The sequence below is a fragment of the Arthrobacter cryoconiti genome (assembly GCF_020905375.1).
GTDB classification, from domain to species: domain Bacteria; phylum Actinomycetota; class Actinomycetes; order Actinomycetales; family Micrococcaceae; genus Specibacter; species Specibacter cryoconiti.
In genome coordinates this window covers 114964-134690 of sequence record NZ_JAJJBU010000007.1, presented here as the reverse complement: position 1 = coordinate 134690, position 19727 = coordinate 114964, and the positions used below count along the sequence as shown (strand labels likewise).

At 59.4% G+C, this 19727-nt stretch carries 19 protein-coding genes and 1 tRNA gene; 8 read left to right on the top strand and 12 right to left on the bottom strand.

Annotated elements, in window-relative coordinates; genetic code table 11:
• Positions 1-178: 178 nt before the first annotated feature.
• The 4 genes from LOH53_RS05270 to LOH53_RS05255 all read right to left on the bottom strand — a co-directional run bounded on the left by LOH53_RS05270 (position 179) and on the right by LOH53_RS05255 (position 3299).
• On the bottom strand, positions 179-934 hold the full coding sequence (locus tag LOH53_RS05270) for a cation diffusion facilitator family transporter (protein WP_230066679.1): 756 nt from the start codon (positions 932-934) through the stop codon (positions 179-181).
• Entirely contained in the window at positions 934-1263 is a 330-nt protein-coding gene (locus LOH53_RS05265) for an ArsR/SmtB family transcription factor (protein ID WP_326832742.1), read from the bottom strand. The genes LOH53_RS05270 and LOH53_RS05265 overlap by 1 nt, the downstream gene beginning before the upstream one ends.
• An 83-nt stretch (positions 1264-1346) precedes the next feature.
• Positions 1347-2027, bottom strand: coding sequence for a response regulator transcription factor (locus LOH53_RS05260; RefSeq protein WP_230066677.1), 681 nt, complete (start codon positions 2025-2027; stop codon positions 1347-1349).
• 33 nt (positions 2028-2060) lie between these two features.
• A complete protein-coding gene (locus tag LOH53_RS05255; RefSeq protein ID WP_230066697.1) occupies positions 2061-3299 on the bottom strand; it encodes a sensor histidine kinase in 1239 nt (412 codons plus the stop codon).
• 178 nt (positions 3300-3477) lie between these two features.
• Between LOH53_RS05255 and phoU the strand changes: the two genes are divergently transcribed.
• Positions 3478-4140, top strand: a complete 663-nt coding sequence (phoU, locus tag LOH53_RS05250; protein WP_230066676.1) for a phosphate signaling complex protein PhoU — start codon at positions 3478-3480, stop codon at positions 4138-4140.
• 156 nt (positions 4141-4296) lie between these two features.
• Here phoU and LOH53_RS05245 read toward each other — a convergent pair whose 3' ends face one another.
• Positions 4297-5043, bottom strand: coding sequence for a phosphoglyceromutase (locus LOH53_RS05245; RefSeq protein ID WP_230066675.1), 747 nt, complete (start codon positions 5041-5043; stop codon positions 4297-4299).
• A gap of 129 nt (positions 5044-5172) precedes the next feature.
• On the opposite strand from LOH53_RS05245, the gene LOH53_RS05240 reads away from it, so the two are divergent.
• The gene (locus LOH53_RS05240; RefSeq protein WP_230066674.1) at positions 5173-6039 is read left to right on the top strand and encodes a class I SAM-dependent methyltransferase; all 867 of its coding nucleotides are present in this window, start codon (positions 5173-5175) and stop codon (positions 6037-6039) included.
• 67 nt (positions 6040-6106) lie between these two features.
• Here the strand turns inward: LOH53_RS05240 and LOH53_RS05235 are convergent, their stop codons facing one another.
• Entirely contained in the window at positions 6107-6484 is a 378-nt protein-coding gene (locus LOH53_RS05235; RefSeq protein ID WP_230066673.1) for a DUF2516 family protein, read from the bottom strand.
• 45 nt (positions 6485-6529) lie between these two features.
• Entirely contained in the window at positions 6530-7708 is a 1179-nt protein-coding gene (locus LOH53_RS05230) for a trans-sulfuration enzyme family protein (RefSeq protein WP_230066672.1), read from the bottom strand.
• Between the two features lie 185 nt (positions 7709-7893).
• Here LOH53_RS05230 and tmk point away from each other — a divergent pair, with 185 nt between their 5' ends.
• From tmk to LOH53_RS05210, 4 genes are all read left to right on the top strand, one after another.
• Entirely contained in the window at positions 7894-8556 is a 663-nt protein-coding gene (gene tmk / locus LOH53_RS05225) for a dTMP kinase (protein ID WP_230066671.1), read from the top strand.
• Positions 8553-9737, top strand: coding sequence for a DNA polymerase III subunit delta' (locus LOH53_RS05220; RefSeq protein WP_230066670.1), 1185 nt, complete (start codon positions 8553-8555; stop codon positions 9735-9737). The genes tmk and LOH53_RS05220 overlap by 4 nt, the downstream gene beginning before the upstream one ends.
• Before the next feature lie 18 nt (positions 9738-9755).
• On the top strand, positions 9756-11303 hold the full coding sequence (locus LOH53_RS05215) for an alpha/beta hydrolase (protein ID WP_230066669.1): 1548 nt from the start codon (positions 9756-9758) through the stop codon (positions 11301-11303).
• Positions 11304-11412: 109 nt separating this feature from the next.
• Positions 11413-11485: transfer RNA gene (locus LOH53_RS05210), tRNA-Thr, on the top strand.
• Here the strand turns inward: LOH53_RS05210 and LOH53_RS05205 are convergent.
• Positions 11459-12991: an MFS transporter gene (locus LOH53_RS05205; RefSeq protein ID WP_230066668.1), complete on the bottom strand. Its 1533-nt coding sequence runs from the start codon at positions 12989-12991 to the stop codon at positions 11459-11461. The genes LOH53_RS05210 and LOH53_RS05205 overlap by 27 nt on opposite strands.
• 131 nt (positions 12992-13122) lie before the next feature.
• Here LOH53_RS05205 and LOH53_RS05200 point away from each other — a divergent pair, with 131 nt between their 5' ends.
• Positions 13123-13881, top strand: coding sequence for a TetR/AcrR family transcriptional regulator (locus tag LOH53_RS05200; protein ID WP_230066667.1), 759 nt, complete (start codon positions 13123-13125; stop codon positions 13879-13881).
• Entirely contained in the window at positions 13878-15104 is a 1227-nt protein-coding gene (locus LOH53_RS05195) for a low temperature requirement protein A (RefSeq protein WP_230066666.1), read from the top strand. The genes LOH53_RS05200 and LOH53_RS05195 overlap by 4 nt, the downstream gene beginning before the upstream one ends.
• Before the next feature lie 25 nt (positions 15105-15129).
• Here the strand turns inward: LOH53_RS05195 and LOH53_RS05190 are convergent, their stop codons facing one another.
• The 4 genes from LOH53_RS05190 to LOH53_RS05175 all read right to left on the bottom strand — a co-directional run bounded on the left by LOH53_RS05190 (position 15130) and on the right by LOH53_RS05175 (position 19574).
• A complete protein-coding gene (locus LOH53_RS05190; protein WP_376991486.1) occupies positions 15130-16200 on the bottom strand; it encodes an ABC transporter ATP-binding protein in 1071 nt (356 codons plus the stop codon).
• 77 nt (positions 16201-16277) lie between these two features.
• Positions 16278-17876, bottom strand: a complete 1599-nt coding sequence (locus tag LOH53_RS05185; RefSeq protein ID WP_376991474.1) for an ABC transporter permease — start codon at positions 17874-17876, stop codon at positions 16278-16280.
• A gap of 5 nt (positions 17877-17881) precedes the next feature.
• Positions 17882-18931 (bottom strand): iron ABC transporter substrate-binding protein, encoded by a 1050-nt coding sequence (locus LOH53_RS05180; RefSeq protein ID WP_230066664.1) that lies wholly within the window; start codon positions 18929-18931, stop codon positions 17882-17884.
• 157 nt (positions 18932-19088) lie between these two features.
• A complete protein-coding gene (locus LOH53_RS05175) occupies positions 19089-19574 on the bottom strand; it encodes a hypothetical protein (RefSeq protein ID WP_230066663.1) in 486 nt (161 codons plus the stop codon).
• Between the last annotated feature and the right edge of the window lie 153 nt (positions 19575-19727).

Genomic DNA, 19727 nt, shown 5'->3' with positions numbered 1-19727 from the left:
AGGCACCCCAAAACAGGCGCCGTAAACAAGACGCCGCAGTACAGCCGCTGTTCAGGCGCGTAGTTCAGGCGCTCAGAGGGACCAGGCTCAACGTGATGTTGAGCCTGGTCCCTCGCTATTTCCATAGCCGCACGTCATGTTTCTCGTCAGCGCGGGACAACTAGCACTGTTGCGTCGCTTAGGCATCAGGAGTGCAGCAGGAACATTCGCCGCCTTGAACGCTTGCAACCTGGATTGTGTGATTCTCAGAGCAGCAGTCATCTACGGCTTCCGTCTGCGCACCGTCGCCTTGTGGCAACGGTGTACAGCACGTATCTCCTCGCCAAGCGGAGCGGCCTTCCTTAATCGCAACGCCTGCGATCACAAGTGCAGCAATCGGATCGGCCCACGACCATCCCAGCACACTGTTCAAAAGTAGGCCTACCAAAAGTACTGCCGAAAGATAGGTACACAGCAAGGTCTGCTTCGAATCTGCAACTGCTGACTTCGAGCCAAGCTCCCGACCAACCCGGCGCTGCGCCCAGGACAGCACCGGCATAATAATCAGGCTGACCGCAGCCAGAACGATGCCTACGTTGGAGTGTTCTGCTTCTCTGCCCGTTATCAAGGAGCTCAGAGCATCAGCGGAAACAAAGGCTGCTAAACCAAAAAAGGAGAAGGCGATGATGCGCAGCGCTTTTTGCTCGCGGGCTTCAGGATCACGGGCACTGAATTGCCATGCCAGCGCGGCAGCGGAGGAGACTTCTACGATGGAGTCCAAACCAAAGCCGATGAGTGCGCTGGAGGATGCGCCGATTCCTGATGAGAGGCCTATGACGGCTTCAATAACGTTGTAGGTGATGGTGGCGGCGACGAATAGTCTGATCCTGCGGTTCAAAACACGCCGCCGATCAGCCGTTGGGGCTGTGAGTCCTGGCAGATTTGTGGTGGCCATCAGCAGCAACCTTCCACTTCTGCGTCAGCACAGTATTCCGGGTCAACAGTGAGCACGACTGCTAAAAGGTCCGCCAACGCATGGCCGATCTTCGCATCCGCCAGCTCGTATCGAGTCCGCCGTCCCTCCGGAACCGCCACCACCAGCCCGCAGCCGCGAAGACAGGCCAAATTGTTGGAGAGGCTTTGCCGGCTGATCCCCAGGGTCTGCGCCAGATCGGAGGGATAGGCGGGGGAATCGCGCAGCGTTAGGAGAATTCGCGCCCGCTTAGGATCCGAGAGGGCATGTCCGAAGCGTCCAAGGACCGTCGAATGAGTTATAGTTTCCACACCTTGAGAATACATTATTTTCTGTATACACAAAATATTGAATAGTTGCCTAAGGTGCGGCTCAGCTCTTGTCGGCCCAGTCGTTACGGCTCGAACTTGTAACCAAGCCCCCGGACCGTCACCACGTACCTGGGTGCGGCCGGATCGGGCTCAATCTTGCTCCGGATACGTTTGACGTGCACGTCCAGGGTCTTGGTATCCCCCACATAATCCGAACCCCACACCCGATCGATCAACTGCCCGCGCGTCAACACCCGGCCGGCATTGCGCAGCAGCATTTCCAGCAGCTCGAACTCCTTGAGTGGGAATGACGTGCTTTCGCCATGCACAGTCACCACATGGCGCTCCACGTCCAAACGGACAGGGCCGGCATGCACTGTCGTGCTCAGCAGTTCCTCTGGCTCCGCAAGACGACGTAACACGGCCCGGATACGGGCGATCAGCTCGCGGGATGAATAAGGCTTAGTGACATAGTCGTCGGCACCAAGTTCTAGTCCCACAACTTTATCGATCTCGGAATCCTTGGCCGTGAGCATGATGATCGGCACGCTCGAACGCTGCCGCAGGTGCTTACACACCTCCGTTCCGCTCATTCCGGGCAACTGCAGGTCTAGAAGCACCAGATCCGCGCCACTGCGTTCAAAGGCAACCAGTGCGTCCAAACCATTGTCAACGACCTCTACTTCGTAGCCTTCCTTGGATAACAGGAATGACAACGGGTCACTGATGGAGTCCTCGTCCTCAACAATCAAGATTCTGCTCAAGCTAGTAATTCTCCTTGGTTTCTCGCGTGTGGGTCAGTCATGGTGACGATTAGCCAGAACGCTCCGGCCGTCGTCGTCCTCGGGAAGTAAAAATTGGGGTAGGCGGATGGTGAACGTGGAGCCTGTTTTCGGCGCCGACCACAATGTGACTTCACCACCATGGTTTCCCACGATGTGTTTGACGATGCTCAGCCCCAAGCCTGTGCCGCCGGTGTGGCGCGAACGCGCTGCATCCACGCGGTAGAACCGCTCAAACACCCGGTCTTGGTCCTCCGGACTCAAGCCATCGCCTTGATCTGAAACACTCACGGAAACCACGCCATCTGCCACCGACAAGCCGATTCCCACCGCGGTGTTCTCCGGGGAATAGCGCACCGCGTTATCGATCAAATTCCGCAGCGCCGTCACCAACTGCGCGGCATCACCATGGACTTGGCCCTCTCGGTGCGGACCAACAGCTAAAGTGATGTTCTTGCTGTGGGCGGGCAGGCGCGTTCTCTCAACAGCTTCGGCGACGACGGCGTTCATATCCACGGCTTCCCCTGCTACTGCCACGTCCTTGCTCTGGAGGCGTGAGAGCTCGATGATGTCCTGGACGAGGGCTGCCAGACGGGCCGATTCAGTGATCATGCGCTTGGCGAAGCGGCGCACCGTTACTTCATCATCCGGAGAAGACTCCAAGGCCTCGGCCAGCAGGGAAATGGCACCCACGGGAGTCTTGAGCTCGTGAGAGACATTCGCCACGAAGTCGTTGCGCACGGCTTCAGTGCGCGCTATCTCAGTGCGGTCCTCGGCCAGCAGCAAGATGTAGTCCTCCGAGAGCGGTGCCACCCGGACCGAGATGACGAGCGAGCCCTGAAAGGGCATGGCCCCAAAAGCGGAAGTGGGACTCCCCGCAGACGAATCTGCGCCGGCGGCCTCAGGGGCTGTTACTGGGAGGACCACGCGGGGCAAGATCAGGCTCCGTTCTTCAATGACGCCATCACGGCGCACCCGGTGCGCCAACTCCAAGAGTTCACGATGCACTACCGTATGGCCTCTGACCAGCCCGTAGGCGTATGCACCAGGGCTGGCACGCACCACCCCATCCACAACGTCAATGACGATGAAAGCTTTACCGACCACGGAGAGTACCTCTGCTGACCCATCAGGGAGTCCGGGTTCACGGACGTCTACTGTCCGCCGACGGGACCGTTCGCTGGCGCTAAAGGCAAGCATGCCAAATACGCCTAAGGCCAGACCGATCAGGCCGGCAACAACACCGCTTAGCAAAGGGTTCACGTCCCAAGCCTATGCGCAGACGTGCCCTGTTTACCTCAAAGTGTGCTCTCTTGGCTTGCCGTTCAACTAACGTTCACTTGGTGGTGTGCCCTTGTTCACCCTGGGCTGGCAGTCTAGTTGATGATCGAGCCGGCCTGTGAGCTGGGCTGTCCCATGAAAGGAAATACGCGTGCGCAAAGTTTTTCAGGCCGAACTTCACCAAATCGGAGAAGGCCTCGTTGAAATCTCCGCCCTGGTCGGCGTTGCCATTGAGAAGTCCACTGCAGCGTTTGCAAGCGTCGATTTGCAGGGGGCAGAAGAAGTCATTGCCGCCGACGCCCGCATTGACTTTTTGCAAAACGACCTCGATGAGCGAGCCATCGACGTCCTAGCCCTACAAGGTCCCGTGGCCAGCGATCTGCGCATGATCGTTGGCGCACTGCGGATGAGTGCCTCGCTTGAACGCATGGGAGATCTGGCCCGTCACATTTCCCAGCTGACGAGGCTGCGCTTCCCGAACCCAGTGGTTCCGCAGTCCTTGACGGACACGTTCGCGGAACTGGCCCGCCTGGATATTCTCATCGCCGCCAAGGTTGCCGAGCTTTTGGACTCCCGTGACCTGGAATTGGTCACCGACATCCTCGCCGCCAAGGGTGCCATCAACAAGATCCACAAAACTGTTTTCTCCGCCATGGCCGCCCCCGACTGGGCAGAAACGGCTGCCACCACCGTGGACGTTACACTTGCCAGCCGCTATTTTGAACGCTTCGGAGACCACGGAGTATCTGTGGCCCGCAAGGTCTCCTATCTAGTCACCGGCGAGTGGCAGCCCGAGGACTTTCTAGCCGGCTAAGCACAGCACAAAGGCTGCAAGACAAAGGCGGTCGGTGAACTTTTTCAAAGAAAGTTCACCGACCGCCTTTTTCTGCGGACTCGGCCACGTCGGCCCGGGAAAAGTCCCGAACAGAGCCCGGGGAAAGTCCCGGACAGAGCCTTACAAAGTGCTGCTTTACTTCTTGCCCTGGTTCGCCACGGCCTGGATGGATGCTGCAGCTGCTTCTGGATCCAAATATTTCCCACCAACGGTAATGGGCGCGAAGTTCTCGTCGAGCTCGTAGACCAAAGGGATGCCCGTGGGGATATTGACGCCGGCGATGGCGTCGTCAGAGATGCCGTCCAAGTGCTTGACCAGCGCGCGTAGCGAGTTGCCATGCGCTGTCACAAGAACCGTTTTTCCAGCCTTCAAGTCTTCCTTGATGTCCGATTCCCAGTAGGGCAACAGACGGGTCAGGACATCTTTGAGGCACTCGGTTCGAGGGAGGTCCTCCCCCAAACCTGCATACCGGGGGTCATGAGCCTGAGAGAATTCGCTGTCGTCGGAAAGCGCCGGTGGTGCCACGTCGTAGCTGCGACGCCATTCCATGAACTGTTCTTCGCCGAACTCCGCCAGCGTTTGAGCCTTGTCCTTGCCCTGCAGTGCGCCGTAGTGGCGTTCGTTTAGCCGCCAGTCGCGCTTGACGTCAATCCATCCACGATCAGCTGCCTCCAACGCCAGGTTTGCAGTATTGATGGCGCGCTTAAGACGTGAGGTGTACAGGACATCCGGGAGAATGTGGTTCTCAACCAACAGCTCGCCGCCACGCACGGCCTCGGTGCGACCCCGATCATTCAAATCAACGTCCACCCAGCCGGTGAAAAGGTTCTTGGCGTTCCACTCACTGTGGCCATGGCGAAGCAAAATCAGCGTATAAGTCATGGTTTCATCTTACCGGTCCGTGTTCCGAGGGCCAGAAATACTACGAAGCGTGGACCCACCATTTCAGCTAGCCAGGCTTGTTGCGGCCCGCCGCAACGTCCTATCCCTGCGGAGCCCTAGAATTGTGAGGTGGTTCAACGGGCGCAACGAGTCAAAAGCGCTTCCACCGACCCCGTAAACCGTTCCCTGCGCCAGCGCAACAAACCGTTCGGCAATGCCACACGCGGCACGACTAACCCAAACCGTTTGCGGCGAGTGGACCGGTGGCTGGCCGGCCCGCAAGTGTGGCGATTACGCCGGGATTCGATGCCCGGTAGGCCACCGGTGGTAGTGGATTTAGGATACGGCGGCTCTCCCACCACCGCGGTGGAACTCTACGCGCGCATCCATGCCGTTTGCCCCGAAGCCCATGTGAGCGGTATTGAGATTGAGCCCGCGCGGGTGCTGATCGCCAAACCTTTAGAACATGAGGGTTTGGACTTCCGTGTGGGCGGTTTTGAAATTCCGGTCGCGGGTCAGGTGACAATGATCCGTGCGTTCAACGTGTTGCGTCAGTATGACGAGGCTGATGTCCGTCTCATCTGGGCAACGGTCTGCTCCCGGCTCTCTCCGCACGGCATATTCGTGGACGGCACGTGCGACGAGATTGGCCGCCGCAGCACCTGGATTGCCTTGGATCCCTCCGGCCCGGTGTCGTTGACCATCTCCATGCGGTTTGGCTCTTTCGAATTGCCAAGCAATGTGGCCGAGAGGCTGCCCAAGGCTTTGATCCACCACAATGTGCCCGGGGAAAAGATCAACGACTTTTTGGCGGCGCTGGACAAACACTGGCTGTCGGGGGCGTCGCTTGCCGCCTTTGGTAACAGGCAGCGCTGGCTGCGCATGTGCCAGCTGATGTACGACGACGGCTGGCCCGTGGTGCGTTCACGCTCACGGTGGCGTTTGGGAGAGTTGAGCGTGGCCTGGTCGGGCGTAGATCCGGGTCCGAAAACCTAGTTCAGGCAGCTGGCTGTGGAGTGCAGGGTGCGCTATCCGCCGTGGCGAACTTTCGCCAGGACGGGCTCTACCAGGACGGACCGCGGCTTTGGTTTCCTTTGCCGCGCCCACGCACTTCTGCCAGCGCCGGTTTGACGTCGGAGAGGTAGACACCGGCAATAGTTACGGCAGCCAAATTGAAGATCATCGCCATGCCGAGGCTTGGCGGGACGGGAAACCCGACAGCCAACGTGGTGCTGAGAGGGCCTATCAAATAGATGAAACCAAAGAAGGCGCCTACGCCTGTCAGTGCACCCCAAAAAGACTTACTTCTTTTGTACACGCGCGTAAAGTCCGTCGCGGGGGTCCGCAGACAGTCCGCCAGAGCCATAATTTGTACCCATAACGCCACGACGCCCAAGGACATCAAAATGGCGAAATCAACATAGTTCAAAAGAGTTCTCACGTGGTAAGCCTAACGCGTGGAGTCTACAGATAATACGAGCCGGGCCTATCGCAGCGCTGTCGCCGTCGAAAGGGCTTGCGAAAGATCGTTCCACAGGTCCTCCACATTCTCCACCCCCACGCTAAGGCGCAGCAGGTTTGCTGGCACGGTGTCGGGCTCATTCGCGTGACGCCGGCGTCGTTCAATCAGCGATTCCACACCTCCCAAGGAGGTGGCGGGAGTCCACAGCCGCACAGCGTTGACGAGGGCGTCGGCCGCCTCTTGCCCGCCCGCCACTTCGATGCAAATAATGGCGCCGAAGCCCGTCATCTGCGCCTTGGCGCGCTCATGCCCGGGATCGGACTCAAGCCCCGGAAACAAAACCCGGTCCACGCCGTCGTGCACATTAAGGCGCTGGGCCAATTCCACAGCATTTTCCCCAGCTCGCTCCACCCGCAGAGCCAAGGTGCGCAGCCCGCGCAGCGCCAGCCACGCTTCAAACGGACCGGCGATCGCACCATGAACGGAGCGGTGGTGATGGAGGGCTCGCCGCAGGTCCGGGTTCGAGGTGATGAGCGCACCCAAGATGACGTCCGAATGCCCGGCCAGATACTTGGTGACCGAGTGAAGCACCACGTCACTGCCAAGCTCCAATGGTTTTTGCACCAGTGGAGTGCAGAACGTGTTATCTGTGACGACGACGGCGCCCACGGCTTGGGCGGAGCGGCACAGCACGCGCAGATCAGCCACCTCCAGCATGGGATTGGTGGGGCTCTCCAGCCACAACATGTCAGCGGCTTTCTCCCCCGAACCCGTCAGCGCGGCGATGACTTCGTCAGTATTGGCAATATCAACGCAGCGCAGGGTGAAAAGGCCTTTCGCGCTTTGCTCCTGCGCCATAACCAGAGCACCCTGATAAGAGTGCCTGGGCATGACCAGCACACCGCCCACCGGGATGAGTGAGAGGGCGGCGGAAACCGCGGCCAACCCGGACGCAAAAACCAGTCCCGGCAGCGTGGCGCCTTCTAGTTGAGAGAGAGTGTCCTCCAACGGATCCCATGTCGGGTTGGAATACCTTCCATAGGCCCTGTCACCGTCAACCACCTCACCGGTTCCCACATAGGTGGAGGAGAGCACTATGGGCGGGTTGACCGGAGCGTCGTGTTCACGCGCAGGCCGCCCCGCGGCAACAGCGATTGTCTCCGGGCTTAGTTGTTCGGGGTGGGAGGAAGGTTCGTGGCTCATATCTTCCAGATTAGTGCTCCACATCACGGTGCCCAAAAATTTATGACATTGCTTGCCTTCAACTCCCTGAGACATGTTCCCAAAGAAGTGATCACAATAGCTGGCTAACTGGCACGCCCAGGGTTCCTGGCCAAGGTTGTGGACAACGAAGAAGAACACAGAGCGATGGCCGGTAGGCTTAGAGTGTGACTTCTGATTTTGCTGCCAAACCCGGCCTGTTCATCGCCTTCGAGGGCGGCGACGGCGGAGGGAAATCCACTCAGGCTGCCTTGCTTGCCCAGGCCCTCGCCGACGCCGGACACACAGTTTTGCGGACCCGTGAGCCGGGCGGGACGCCCGTGGGGGAAAAGCTGCGCTCTCTAGTGCTCGATCACGGCCAAGGCGAGATTGACGCGCGCTGCGAGGCACTGATCTATGCTGCCTCCCGGGCCGCTCACGCGGCCCAGGTCATTGCCCCGGCCGTGGCCCGGGGCGAGGTCGTCATCAGCGACCGTTACATAGATTCCTCGATCGCTTATCAGGGTGTGGGCAGGGACTTGGGCACCGAAAAAATCAGCCGACTCAACGAATGGGCCACCGACGGTCTTTGGCCGGATCTGACAGTACTTTTGGATGTCAGCCCGGAAGCGGGCCGGAGCCGTCGCACGGCCACAGACGCAGTAGAGGACCGTTTGGAATCCGAGCCAGACCACTTCCACGCCCAAGTTCGCCGCGCCTACCTCGACCTAGCCGAGGCTAGTCCGGAGCGCTATTTGGTGCTTGATGCCGGGACACCAATTTCGGAGGCTGCGGCTCCGATCCGCACTCGCGTGCTGGCCCTGCTGGGCGACGGAGGAGTGTCTGCGTGAGCGTCTGGGTTGACCTGGCGGGCCAAGGGCCGGTGGTGACGCAACTGCGCCGCGCCGCCCAGTCAGGCAACCCCACACACGCCTGGTTATTGACAGGACCCCCGGGTTCTGGTCGTTCCAACGCCGCAATCGCTTTTGCCGCCGCTTTGGTCTGCGAACGAGAGGAGCTTGCCGAGCGAGGGTGCGGCGTTTGCAAGGCCTGCCACACAACACTGTCCGGGACCAATGCCGACGTGAGGTTTATCGCCACAGAAAAAACCACCATCACCATTGATGAGGCCCGCGAATTAGTCCGCAAGGCCCATGACAGCCCGTCGTCCTCGCGCTGGCGCGTCATGATCGTCGGCGACGCTGACCGCATGGCTGAACGGACCACCAACGTATTGCTCAAAGCGATCGAGGAGCCGCCGCCGCGCACCATCTGGATCCTGTGTGCCCCGAGCCCTGCGGACGTGCTGGTCACCATCCGCTCACGCTGCCGGACGCTGACATTGCGAGTGCCACCCGTTCAAGATGTAGCCGATTTGTTGGTGCACCGCGACGGGATCGAACCCGGGCTGGCACTACACGCGGCACGTGCAGCCCAGAGCCACATCGGCATTGCCCGCCGTCTTGCCTCCGACGTCGGAGCGCGAGAGCGCCGAGAGAGGATAGTTCGGCTGCCGCTAACCTTGCGTAACGTGACCGGCGCCGTGCTCGCCGCGGCTTCTCTCTTAGAGTTGGCACAGGCCGAGGCCACCTCCTCCAACGAGGACCGAGATATCGCTGAGAAGGCGAATTTGCTCCGCTCTCTGGGCGCTCCCGAAACAGGAACGCTGCCAGCTTCGATACGCGCACAGGTTCGCGCACTGGAAGAGGACCAAAAACGCCGCTCAAAGCGCTCCGTGACTGATCAGTTGGATCGAGCTTTGACAGACCTGCTCTCCTTTTACCGGGACGTGCTGGTAGTCCAGCTGGCGGTACGCGCTCAGAATGGAGGGGGCGGCGCCGAGGCCCCAGCGGCAGCCGTGGAACTCGTCAACGAATCCCTCCGTGGTGTGCTCAACGACTTTGCTGCCGACAGCCGCGCCGAAACGACGCTCGTGCGCATGGACGCCATCAATTCCGTCCGCCGCCGACTGACTTCTACGAATGTTTCCCCACTTTTGGCCCTTGAAGCCATGACCGCAAGCCTGCTCTAATCCCCACAAAGGACCCCCATGCTCCACGGATCTGCACGATTCCAACGCTCCAAGCTCACCGCCGCAGTGGCCATGGTGGGAGCGCTGCTTCTAGCCGCGTGCTCACCGGCAGCACCGCCGGTAGCGCATTCAGTGACGGCCAGCGCTGACGCGTCCATCATTGGCGATGTCCCGGCCAATCTGTCTGCCTACTATGCACAGATCGTGACATGGACGGCGTGCAACGGCGGGTTCCAGTGCACCGATGTTGAGGTGCCTATGGACTACGCCAAGCCAAAGGGCGCCTCCATCAAACTGGCCATGATTCGCCTGCCTGCCTCGGGCAAACGGCTAGGGGCCATGCTTATCAACCCGGGTGGCCCAGGTGCCTCCGGAGTAAACTTCGCCAAGGACGGAGCGAAGTCGTATTTCTCTGCCAAGCTGCGTAGTTCCTACGACATCGTTGGATTTGATCCTCGCGGAGTGCAAGCTTCCTCCCCCGTGAAGTGCCTCAGCGACGCCCAGATGGACGCGGCCAGGCAGGAATCACTGGATCTTTCCGTGGACGCGGACCTAAAGAAGGCCGAAGCCGAGGCGAAGACCCAAACGGATCTTTGCGTCAAGAACTCTGGCCCTGTTCTGGCACATGTGGACACAGTCAGCTCAGCCCGGGACATGGACATTCTCCGTGCTGTGGTGGGAGATCCCAAGCTGAACTACATGGGCTTCTCCTACGGTTCCAAACTCGGAGCGGTATATGCCGGCTTGTTCCCCACCCGGGTGGGGAAGATGTCTTTGGACGGAGCACTGGACCCGTCGCTAACCATTGACCAGATCTCCATGGGTCAGGCGGTGGGCTTTGAGAACGCGTTGCGGGCGTGGGCGCAAAATTGTTTGGGCACCAAAGACTGCCCTGTCTCCGGCACCGTTGACACTGCGCTGGCACAGATCCGTGATCTGGCTGCGGTGTATGAAAAGACACCGCAACAAACCCCAGCAAACCGGGTGGTGACCGGCGCAGAGTTCATCAATGCCGTGGCATTTACCATGTACTCCACCAGCATGTGGGACTCACTCTCCGGAGCATTAAAGCAGGCCCTTGCCGGGGACGCCTCCGGGATGCTGATGTTGGCTGACTACGCTGCCGACCGCAACTCTGATGGGACCTATAACTCCAACACTGCGGCGGCGTTTACTGCCATCAACTGTCTGGACTACTCCATGAACTCGGACACTGACCATATGCGCACAGACGCCGCAGCGCTTGAAAAAGCGGCGCCCACGTTTGGGAAGTTACTTGCCTACTCTGGTTTGAGCTGTAAGTTCTGGCCGTATCCTGCCACGGGGACAACCGACGTCATCAAGGCCCCCGGGGCGGGGCCCATTTTGGTAGTCGGCACCACCAATGATCCGGCCACACCCTACGCCTTTGCCCAAAAGCTCGCGGCAAACTTGGACTCCGGCGTGCTAGTCACCTGGAAGGGTGACGGGCACACCGCCTACGGCCGGGCCAACGAATGCCTGACTTCCACCGTGGACAAGTACTTTGTGGACGGTGTGGTGCCAGCGGCCGGAACCACCTGCTAGGCGCCCATGATCTAACTGCTGGCCGATTTTGTACATAAGGCACCGGCATATTAGAGTTGATTCTTGTGTTCGGCGAATAATTCTTTGATGAATCCTTCGACGATCGCAGGCCTCCATAGCTCAGTTGGTAGAGCGTCTCACTCGTAATGAGAAGGTCAACAGTTCGATTCTGTTTGGAGGCCCACTCGATCCTCCGGAACTTGCGTTCCGGAGGATTTTCTGGTCTCCGGGCTCCGCGTAAGTCGCTTAGTTTGACGGAAACCCCATCCGGCCAGCGCGGCGGCCAGGCTCGTGAGAACCAGCCCCCCGATGGTAACTCCCGCTTGGAACTGCGCGGTTTGCTCTGAATCCCAGTTTGAGGTGGCGATGCTGCCGGCAAATATGGCTGCCAGGATGGTTCCGGCAACTGCCACACCGACTCCATTGGCAACCTCCGTTGCCGTGTCTGTCAGCGCTGCACCGATAGTCGTCCGGTTCGCGGGAAGCCCGCTGAGCACATTGGTTGCTGCTACTACGCCGACTACACGCAGCCCAGCTGCCACCAGCGCAAGCGCGATCGCAACAAAAACGTAGCCAAAACTGTTCAACAGGCTGTACACGGCCAGTCCCGCAACCACTGCCACTGCGCTGATACCGGCGGCACGGACTTGGCCAACTCTCTTCACGAACGGGCTGACGAATGCGCCTCCCCCGATCAGGACAATTACCTGCGGCAACAAACCGAGAGCAGCAAGCGCTGGGGGCCATCCCCACTGAAGTTGAAACTGCAGTGTCACCAAATAACCCAAACCGGCCGTAGCCAGTCCGGCAGCAGCCTTGAAGGCGAGTGCACTGGACACTAGGGGCCGCGCTATGAGTTCCAATTCCAGAAGTGGGTGACGGGCAGTTCGCTGCCGCCTGATGAAGAGCGCCCCGGCGATGACACTGCCTACCGTGAGAACCCACGGCTCCCACGAGTCAGCGCCTTCATCAACGAAAAGTGTGGGCGCAACAAGGATCAGCAGGATCGTCAGCGTACCCAACGCGGAACCGGGAATATCCAGTGGGGCATCGTGGAGCTCACTGCTCTCATCCGCCGCAAAGCCGAGCCACAGCCCGATCATCGCCAAAATAGCAATCGGCGCATTGACCAGTAACAGGGACTGCCAGGGCGCGATCGCTAGTACAAAACCACCCGCCACAGGGCCTACTGCCAAGCCCACCAAACCCACCGTTGAAATGAGTGTGATTGCCCGGATGCGTAGTTCTTCGGCTGCAAAAAGACGAAATGCTAGAGCCATCGAACCCGGCGTCGTCATCGCGGCCGCGACGCCCATGACCGCACGAACCAGGACCAATTCCTCCGCTGTGGTGACAAATATTATCGCCAGACTGGCCACCGCGAGCAGGGCGAGACCGATGAGCATAATTCTCCGTCGTCCAAAGCGGTCTGCAGCGGCACCAAAGACCAACATCAAGGACCCGAACATCACCGCATAGGCACTTGTGGCCCATTGCAACGCTGTTGAGGATGCCTGCAGCTCCCGCCCAATCGAGGGAAGAGCTATGTTCAAAATCGAGTTATCCAACATCTCAAATAGAAAGACGGCGGAGAGGGTAGCCAACGGTAGCCAGGCACTGCGCAATGACACAGGTGGTTCGCGGCTCCCCAACTTAGCCTTCTTGTAGTTGCGGCTTTCGACGCTCATGCGGAGTCCTCTCGTGCAGTTTGGGGCGAACGTTGCTGGATGGTTACCCACCATTTTAACGAACGGTGTTTTAGTAACGAACACTGTTCTATCTTCTAAACACCGTTCGAGTCAAGTGCTACGATGGAACCATGGCCAAGAGAACCACCCCCGGCGACCCCCTGTCCCGCGAACAGTGGGCGGCTCAAATCGCCGCCTTCGAGGAGCCCCACGGAGCACGCGGTGCCCGAAAAACACCCTTGAGCATCGAACGAATCTTGGACACGGCACTCCAGATCGTTGAAGGCGAAGGATTTGACGCCCTGTCAATGCGCAGGGTCGCCACTGCCCTGCAAACTGGCCCCGCTTCCTTGTATGCGCATGTTCGCAACAAGGGGGAACTGGATGACCTATTGATCGGAAAGTTATGCGCCCGAGTGGTATTGCCGACACCGGATCCACGGCAGTGGCAACGCCAGATCATCGACGTGTGCGGGCAGCTTCGGGAGCAGTTCCTGCGCTACCCCGGCATCTCGCGGGCCACGTTGGCAACTGCTCCCAACAGTTTGGACACTCTTCGAGTTAGCGAAGGCATGCTCGCGATCCTGCTCTGCGCAGGTGTGCCAGCACAATCCGCTGCCTGGGTCATCGACGCCGCCTACCTCTACGTCACCGCTTACAGTCTTGAATCCTCCCTAAGAAACCAGCCTGGCCCTGAGTTGGACAACCGTGTGCTGGATCGCAGTGAGACCATTGAGCGTTTGAACATGCTGCCGGCGAACAGTTTTCCGTACACTGTGGCTCACACACACGAACTCACAGCGGGCGAAGGAAACGATCGCTTCAATTTCACCCTGGGCCTGCTATTTTCAGATTCCCTAATGAGCACTTCTCTTAGCAACCAGCCATGATCCCTCGTCCAATCCCGCCAGGACGCGCTGCCCCCACTTCACGCAATGCGCCGGCTCGGGAACCTGGCCGTGTCCACTGGATGGAACTGTTCTTCGACCTCGTCTTTGTGGCACTTGTCGGTCAGCTGGCACACGGGATCCACGGCGACCCGGGGCTGGCCCAATTCGGCACTTTCGTCCTCTTGTTCTTCCCAGCCTGGTGGGCATGGGTGAACATAGTCTCGGTGGTAAATCTTCTACCGAACTTGACGGCCCGTCAGCTCGGGCTCGCCATGCTTGCGGCGATGGCGGCGGCAAGTTTGATGGCTGCTGCCGCGCCAGAGGCTCTTGGCAACCGGGCCTGGGCATTCTCGCTAGCAAACGCAGTCCTGCGGACGATTCTGCTGATGCTCTGGCTCTATAGGCACCGGGACGCCATCGGAGCGGCACCACTATGGCGCATTTGGGCTTACAACGGCGGGACGGCTGCGCTGTGGCTGGTGGCTGCTCTTCTGCCCTTGGATATCGCCGTCGTCCTGTGGGCGGTGGCGATCATCGTAGAGGTAGTCTTGGTGCTCGTCAGTGGGCGGCTACAACCAGATAGTGGAATCGCTGGCATGAACGTCGAACACGCCGCCGAAAGGCTGGGTCTGTTTGTCATCATTGTCCTCGGAGAGTCTGTCTTTACAGTCGTCACCCAAGTTTCAGCCACGTGGAATAAGGAAGCCTGGCTCACGGGAGCTCTTGGCTTTGTGATTGTGGCGCTGCTCGGTTGGACTTTTTTCCAATATGGAATGGGCACGCTCAGCGAGGGCCTGGAGCAGCTGACTCGTCGCCGTGACTTTGTTGCGGTCATTGAAACCACACTGTTCATGCCATTTCTATTGGTAGTGGGCTTAACCGCGATTGCCGGAGCCATCTCCACTGCCATCCCGGCGCCTCTCACCAGGCTCCCGCTGGGCTCAGGTATTACCCTCGGCGGCGGTTTGGCCCTGTTCTATCTGACGAATGCCCTGGTCTCACTGCGATATGGCCAGGAAGCTGCGCACGTCTTGCGATGGTCTATCCCGGCCGTGGGGATCAGTCTTCTTCTGGTGTTAGCCAGCACGGTGGTTGCAGCAGCTGCGGCGCTCGGGATGGCCGTGGCGCTCCTCATCGGGCTGACGGCATACATGGAACTCCACAAGCGCGTCGCGGAACACCGGCAACGAGCCAGTACCGAACCGTTCACCCAGAAATACTAGTCAGCGCCCGGCGTCGTCCAGGATTTTAGCCCTCCCAGGGAAAAACGACTCCCTCGCCAACCACCTTTAGTGAGAGTTCGGTGCCGGGACGGGCCAACATGGCGTTCCAGTGCCGGATATTGATCACCTCACCGCCCACAGGCTGGTGCGGGTCAACGGGACGTCCCTCATCAACCACAATGGGCGCCAACTGGATGCGGACGGTGGTCTCCGGACCGAAGTAGTCCGTGTCCACCACTTTGCCGCGAATTTTTCCGCCCTCTGTGATGCGGATTTGCTCTGGACGAAGCATCAAGTGGACCCTTCCCTGCACAGGAGGCCGACGCACCGGGATGCCGCCCAGTGAACACAGCGCCAAGGACCCCTCCATCCATGCTTCCAAAATGACTGCGTCCCCCAGAAATTCTGCCGTGGCACGATCACTTGGGCGCGTGTACACCACAAAGGGGCTCCCAATCTGGGCCAGCCGCCCGTCTCTCATCACGGCTACCTGGTCGGCGAAACTGAGCGCCTCAGCCTGATCATGAGTGACCAAGATCGTGGTGACTCCCGCGTCCGTCAACGTCTTGGATACCGTGCGGCGCGTAGCTACTCGCAGCCCAGCATCCAGGGCGCTAAATGGCTCGTCCAGGAGCATAAGTTCGGGCCTGCGGGCCAAAGCCCGGGCCAGAGCCACACGCTGTTGCTGCCCACCGGAGAGCTGCGACGGGCGTCGTTTGGCGTAGGAGTGGTCCATGGACACCATTTCCAACAGTTCACCCACCCGCGTATTAGCTGCCCGGCCACGCTCGGGCAGACCAAAGGCAATGTTTTGTCCAACGCTCAGATGCGGGAACAGCGCGCCATCCTGAGCTACGTAACCAACACTGCGTTTATGGGCTGGCACCCACTTCCCGGGCCCTGCCACCTCGGTCCCGTCAAGGAAGATGCTGCCGGCGTCGGCAGCCTCAAACCCGGCAATGAGCCGCAGCAACGTGGTCTTGCCGGAACCTGAAGCCCCCACTATCGCCGTCGTCCGTCCCTGCGCAACGGTGAGGTCCACCCCCTTCAAAACCTCGGTTCCACCGAACGACTTTCGGGCACCAGTTACCTGCAAATGATCCGTAACGTGCCCGGGAGTTGGCTCGAACTCGAGCTTCGGGGCCAGTGCCGGAACTGGCCTACGCGGTGGTGTCACTGTCCAGCTGCTTTCTTGGATTGGGCGAAAAGTAGATAGGTCATGGGCGCGGACAGCAGGATCATCAGCAACGCATAGGGTGCGGCACCCGTGTAATCGATCTCGCTGCTGAGCGACCAAAATTCCGTAGCCAGCGTGGTGGTCCCGTTCGGGGCCAATAACAGCGTGGCCGTAAGTTCATTGACGATACCCAAGAACACCAGCGCCGCCCCTCCAGCCGCAGCTGGCGCCGTGAGCCGAAGCGTCACTTTGAGAAAGGCAAGCAAGGGAGGCTTTCCCAGCGCCTGAGCGGCCTCATCAAGTTCCTTGGGAGCCTGTGCCAGCCCAGCGCGCAAGTTCACCAAAGCTCGCGGCATAAACAGCAATGCATACGCCCCTACCAGTACGACGGCGGTCTGGTAGATGGCGGGTACGTTGTGGATGGTGATGGTCACCAGAGCCAGAGCCACCACGATTCCGGGCATCGAGCTGGAAATGTAGTTGGCTCCCTCCAACATTTTTGAAACAGGCCCGGGATGGCGGATCACCAGGTAAGCGAGCGGGAAAGCCAGGACTGTTGTCACGGCGGCACCCACAAGCCCATAGCCCAAGGTTTGCAGCAATGCCTGAATCAGGGCATCGCGGGTCCAGATAGCCGTCCCGCCGGCAATCAGCCACCGGAAAACGTGGAACAACGGCACACCCAAGGCCAGCACACTCAATGCCACGAGAAATAGTTGCCCGGGTAGCTGGAACAGACCCAGCCGCAACCGGGCCGGGTTCGCCTGGGCGCCCGCACCCACCCGGGCATACCGGGCACTCCCGCGAGCTTTTGTCTCCCCCAACAGCAGCAATAGGCACAGCAGCACCAGCACACTGGCTAGCATATTGGCAGCCGCACCATTGAACGTGGAACGGAATTGATCGTAGATGGCGGTGGTGAACGTATCAAATTGAATCATGGCAAAAGCGCCATATTCGGCCAGAAGGTGCAAGGAGACCAGCAGGGCGCCACCGGCAGTGGCTAGGCGCAATTGCGGTAAAACCACCCTGAAAAATATTCGCCACGGCCCCAAACCAAGCGATGAGCCAGTTTGTTCCAACGCCGGGTCCATTCGGCTCAGCACGGCAGCCACCGGGATGTACACCAGGGGGAAGTAGGACAATGTGGAGATCAACACGCCACCAAATATGCCCCCAAGTGAAGGTATGGCACTGACCCATGCGTAGCTGTTCACGAAGGCTGGAATGGCGAGTGGCGCGGCCAGCATGACCGCCCAAAATTTGTGCCCCCGGAGCCTGGTCCGCTCCACCAGCCATGCCCCGGCGATCCCCAGGACCACACACAGCGGCACCGTAATGACCACCAGCGCTACGGTGTTCAGCAGTAAATCCGCCACACGCGCACGGAACACCAGCTTCACAACGGTGTCCCAACCGGCGTCGACGGTCATGACCGCCACGTACCCCAGCGGCAGTAAAGAGAAAAGTGCGATCACAAGGCAGAGCACGACGACGGCCCAAGGGCCGGAGCGTGTGCTCCGGCCCTTGGGACCGCCATGGTGGGTCTTCCTACGCGGCGTACCAACCGCCGTCGTGCTCTTCATAAAAACCATTAGTACTAGAGTAGACCGGCCTGCGTCATGAGATCGGTGACTTTTTGTGAATTGAGCTTGGCAGCGTCAACCTTTGGTGCCTGCAACTCCTTCAGCGGAGTCAGCTTGGCGTTAGGCGCAACGTCACTGGCAACCGGGTATTCAAAGGATGTGCCAGTTTGCAAAATGGTCTGCCCGGCCTTGCCCGTAATGAATTCTAAGAACTTTTCTGCACTCGCTTGATGCTTACTTGAGGCCAGAACGCCACCGCCGGAAACTGAAACAAAGGCACCCGGATCCTCGTTCTTGAAGTACTCAAGAGCGACGTTCTTGGAATTCTCGCCAGTCTTGGCCTGGTCACCGAACCAGTAGTAGTGGTAGATGATGGCACCGTCCACCTCGCCAGCGTTGACCGCCTTCATGGCAGTGCTGTTGCCTTTGTAAGCCTTGGAATTTTCCTTCATTGACTTCAGCCAAGACAAGGTAGCGTCCTGGCCTTTCAGCTCCAACATGGCGGAGACAATGGCTTGGAAATCTGCACCAGAAGGTGATGCCGCCCAGCGGTCCTTCCACGCGGGATCGGCCAGGTCCATGATCGACTTGGGCAGTTGGGCCTCGGTGAGCTTGTCCTTGTTGTAAGCAAACACTGTGCTGCGAGCGGCAATTCCGGTCCACTTGTTAGTGGAGGGCCGGTACTGCGCCGGAACCTGATCCTTGATCTTGCTGGTGATGTCCGTGAACAAACCAGCATTCTCAATCTGCGTCATCGCCGGCGAGTTCTCCGTCAAGAAGACATCGGCTGGCGACTTCGATCCCTCTTGGATGATCTGGTTGCTCAGCTCGGAATCGTCGCCGTTGCGCAAGGTGACCTTGATGCCGGTTTCCTTGGTGAAAGCATCAACCCAGGCCTGGGTAAGCGATTCGTGCTGGGCGTTGTAGACCGTAATGGAGTCCGTGGCAGATCCCTGGGCGCCATCGGAAGCTGCAGGAGTAGTACCCCCACTGCAGGCGGCTAGAGCCAATACGGAAATTCCAGCAACGGCTGCCAGTGCGGTCTTGTTGAAAAGAGTCTTCATCGGGGCCTTTCGGCGAGTAGAAATTAGCGAACTATTACCGATGGTATTACGAGATTAGGTGAGGCAACCCTCTCTTTGGCCTAATGTGACGCAACTCTCTAGAATTGCGTCACATTTCTGTATCTAAATTGGACGCGGTCCAATGATGCTGCGATTTTTACCGCTTCGTCAACAGCTCCCGTGCCCTGCCTACGTGCTCTGCGACAATCCCGGCCTTGCGTTCCACACCGGACACTTCCCCGACGCCGAGCCGGACTAAGGCCACTGCCTCAGCCGCAGCCGCCAGCGCATTTCCCGCCCGTGACAGCTCACGGTGAACATCGTTGAGGTATCCGCCGGTACCCGTTGGAATTTCCATTCCTTCACTGGGAGCGATTGCGTGAGCTTGTTGGGCGATTGTGCGCACCTTGGGCAATAGCTCCGCAAGAACGTCCGCGATGGGGACCAGTTCCGCGTAGGCGTTGGACAGAGCAGCGCTTGCCCCGGGTTTGGACATGTCCGTCTCGACGCCTTCAAGCATCTGATGGAACCTGTCCAACCCCCGACGAAAACGGTCGTGAGAACGGCGCCAGACGCCTTTGCCCAACTCAACGTCGTCGGATCTGCCCTGGCGAGCGCTGCTAAAAAGAGACTTGAAAATCATCGAGTGCCGCTTCCTTGCGGTCAGAGGAATTGGCCGGGACTGCCGGCGTCAGACTTTTCGGACCCGGACGGCATTATCTCGTGGCGCGCTTTTGACGTCACCAACAAGCTTTTTTGCCATGGCCCCATTGTTCATAATGTTGACCAGCGGATC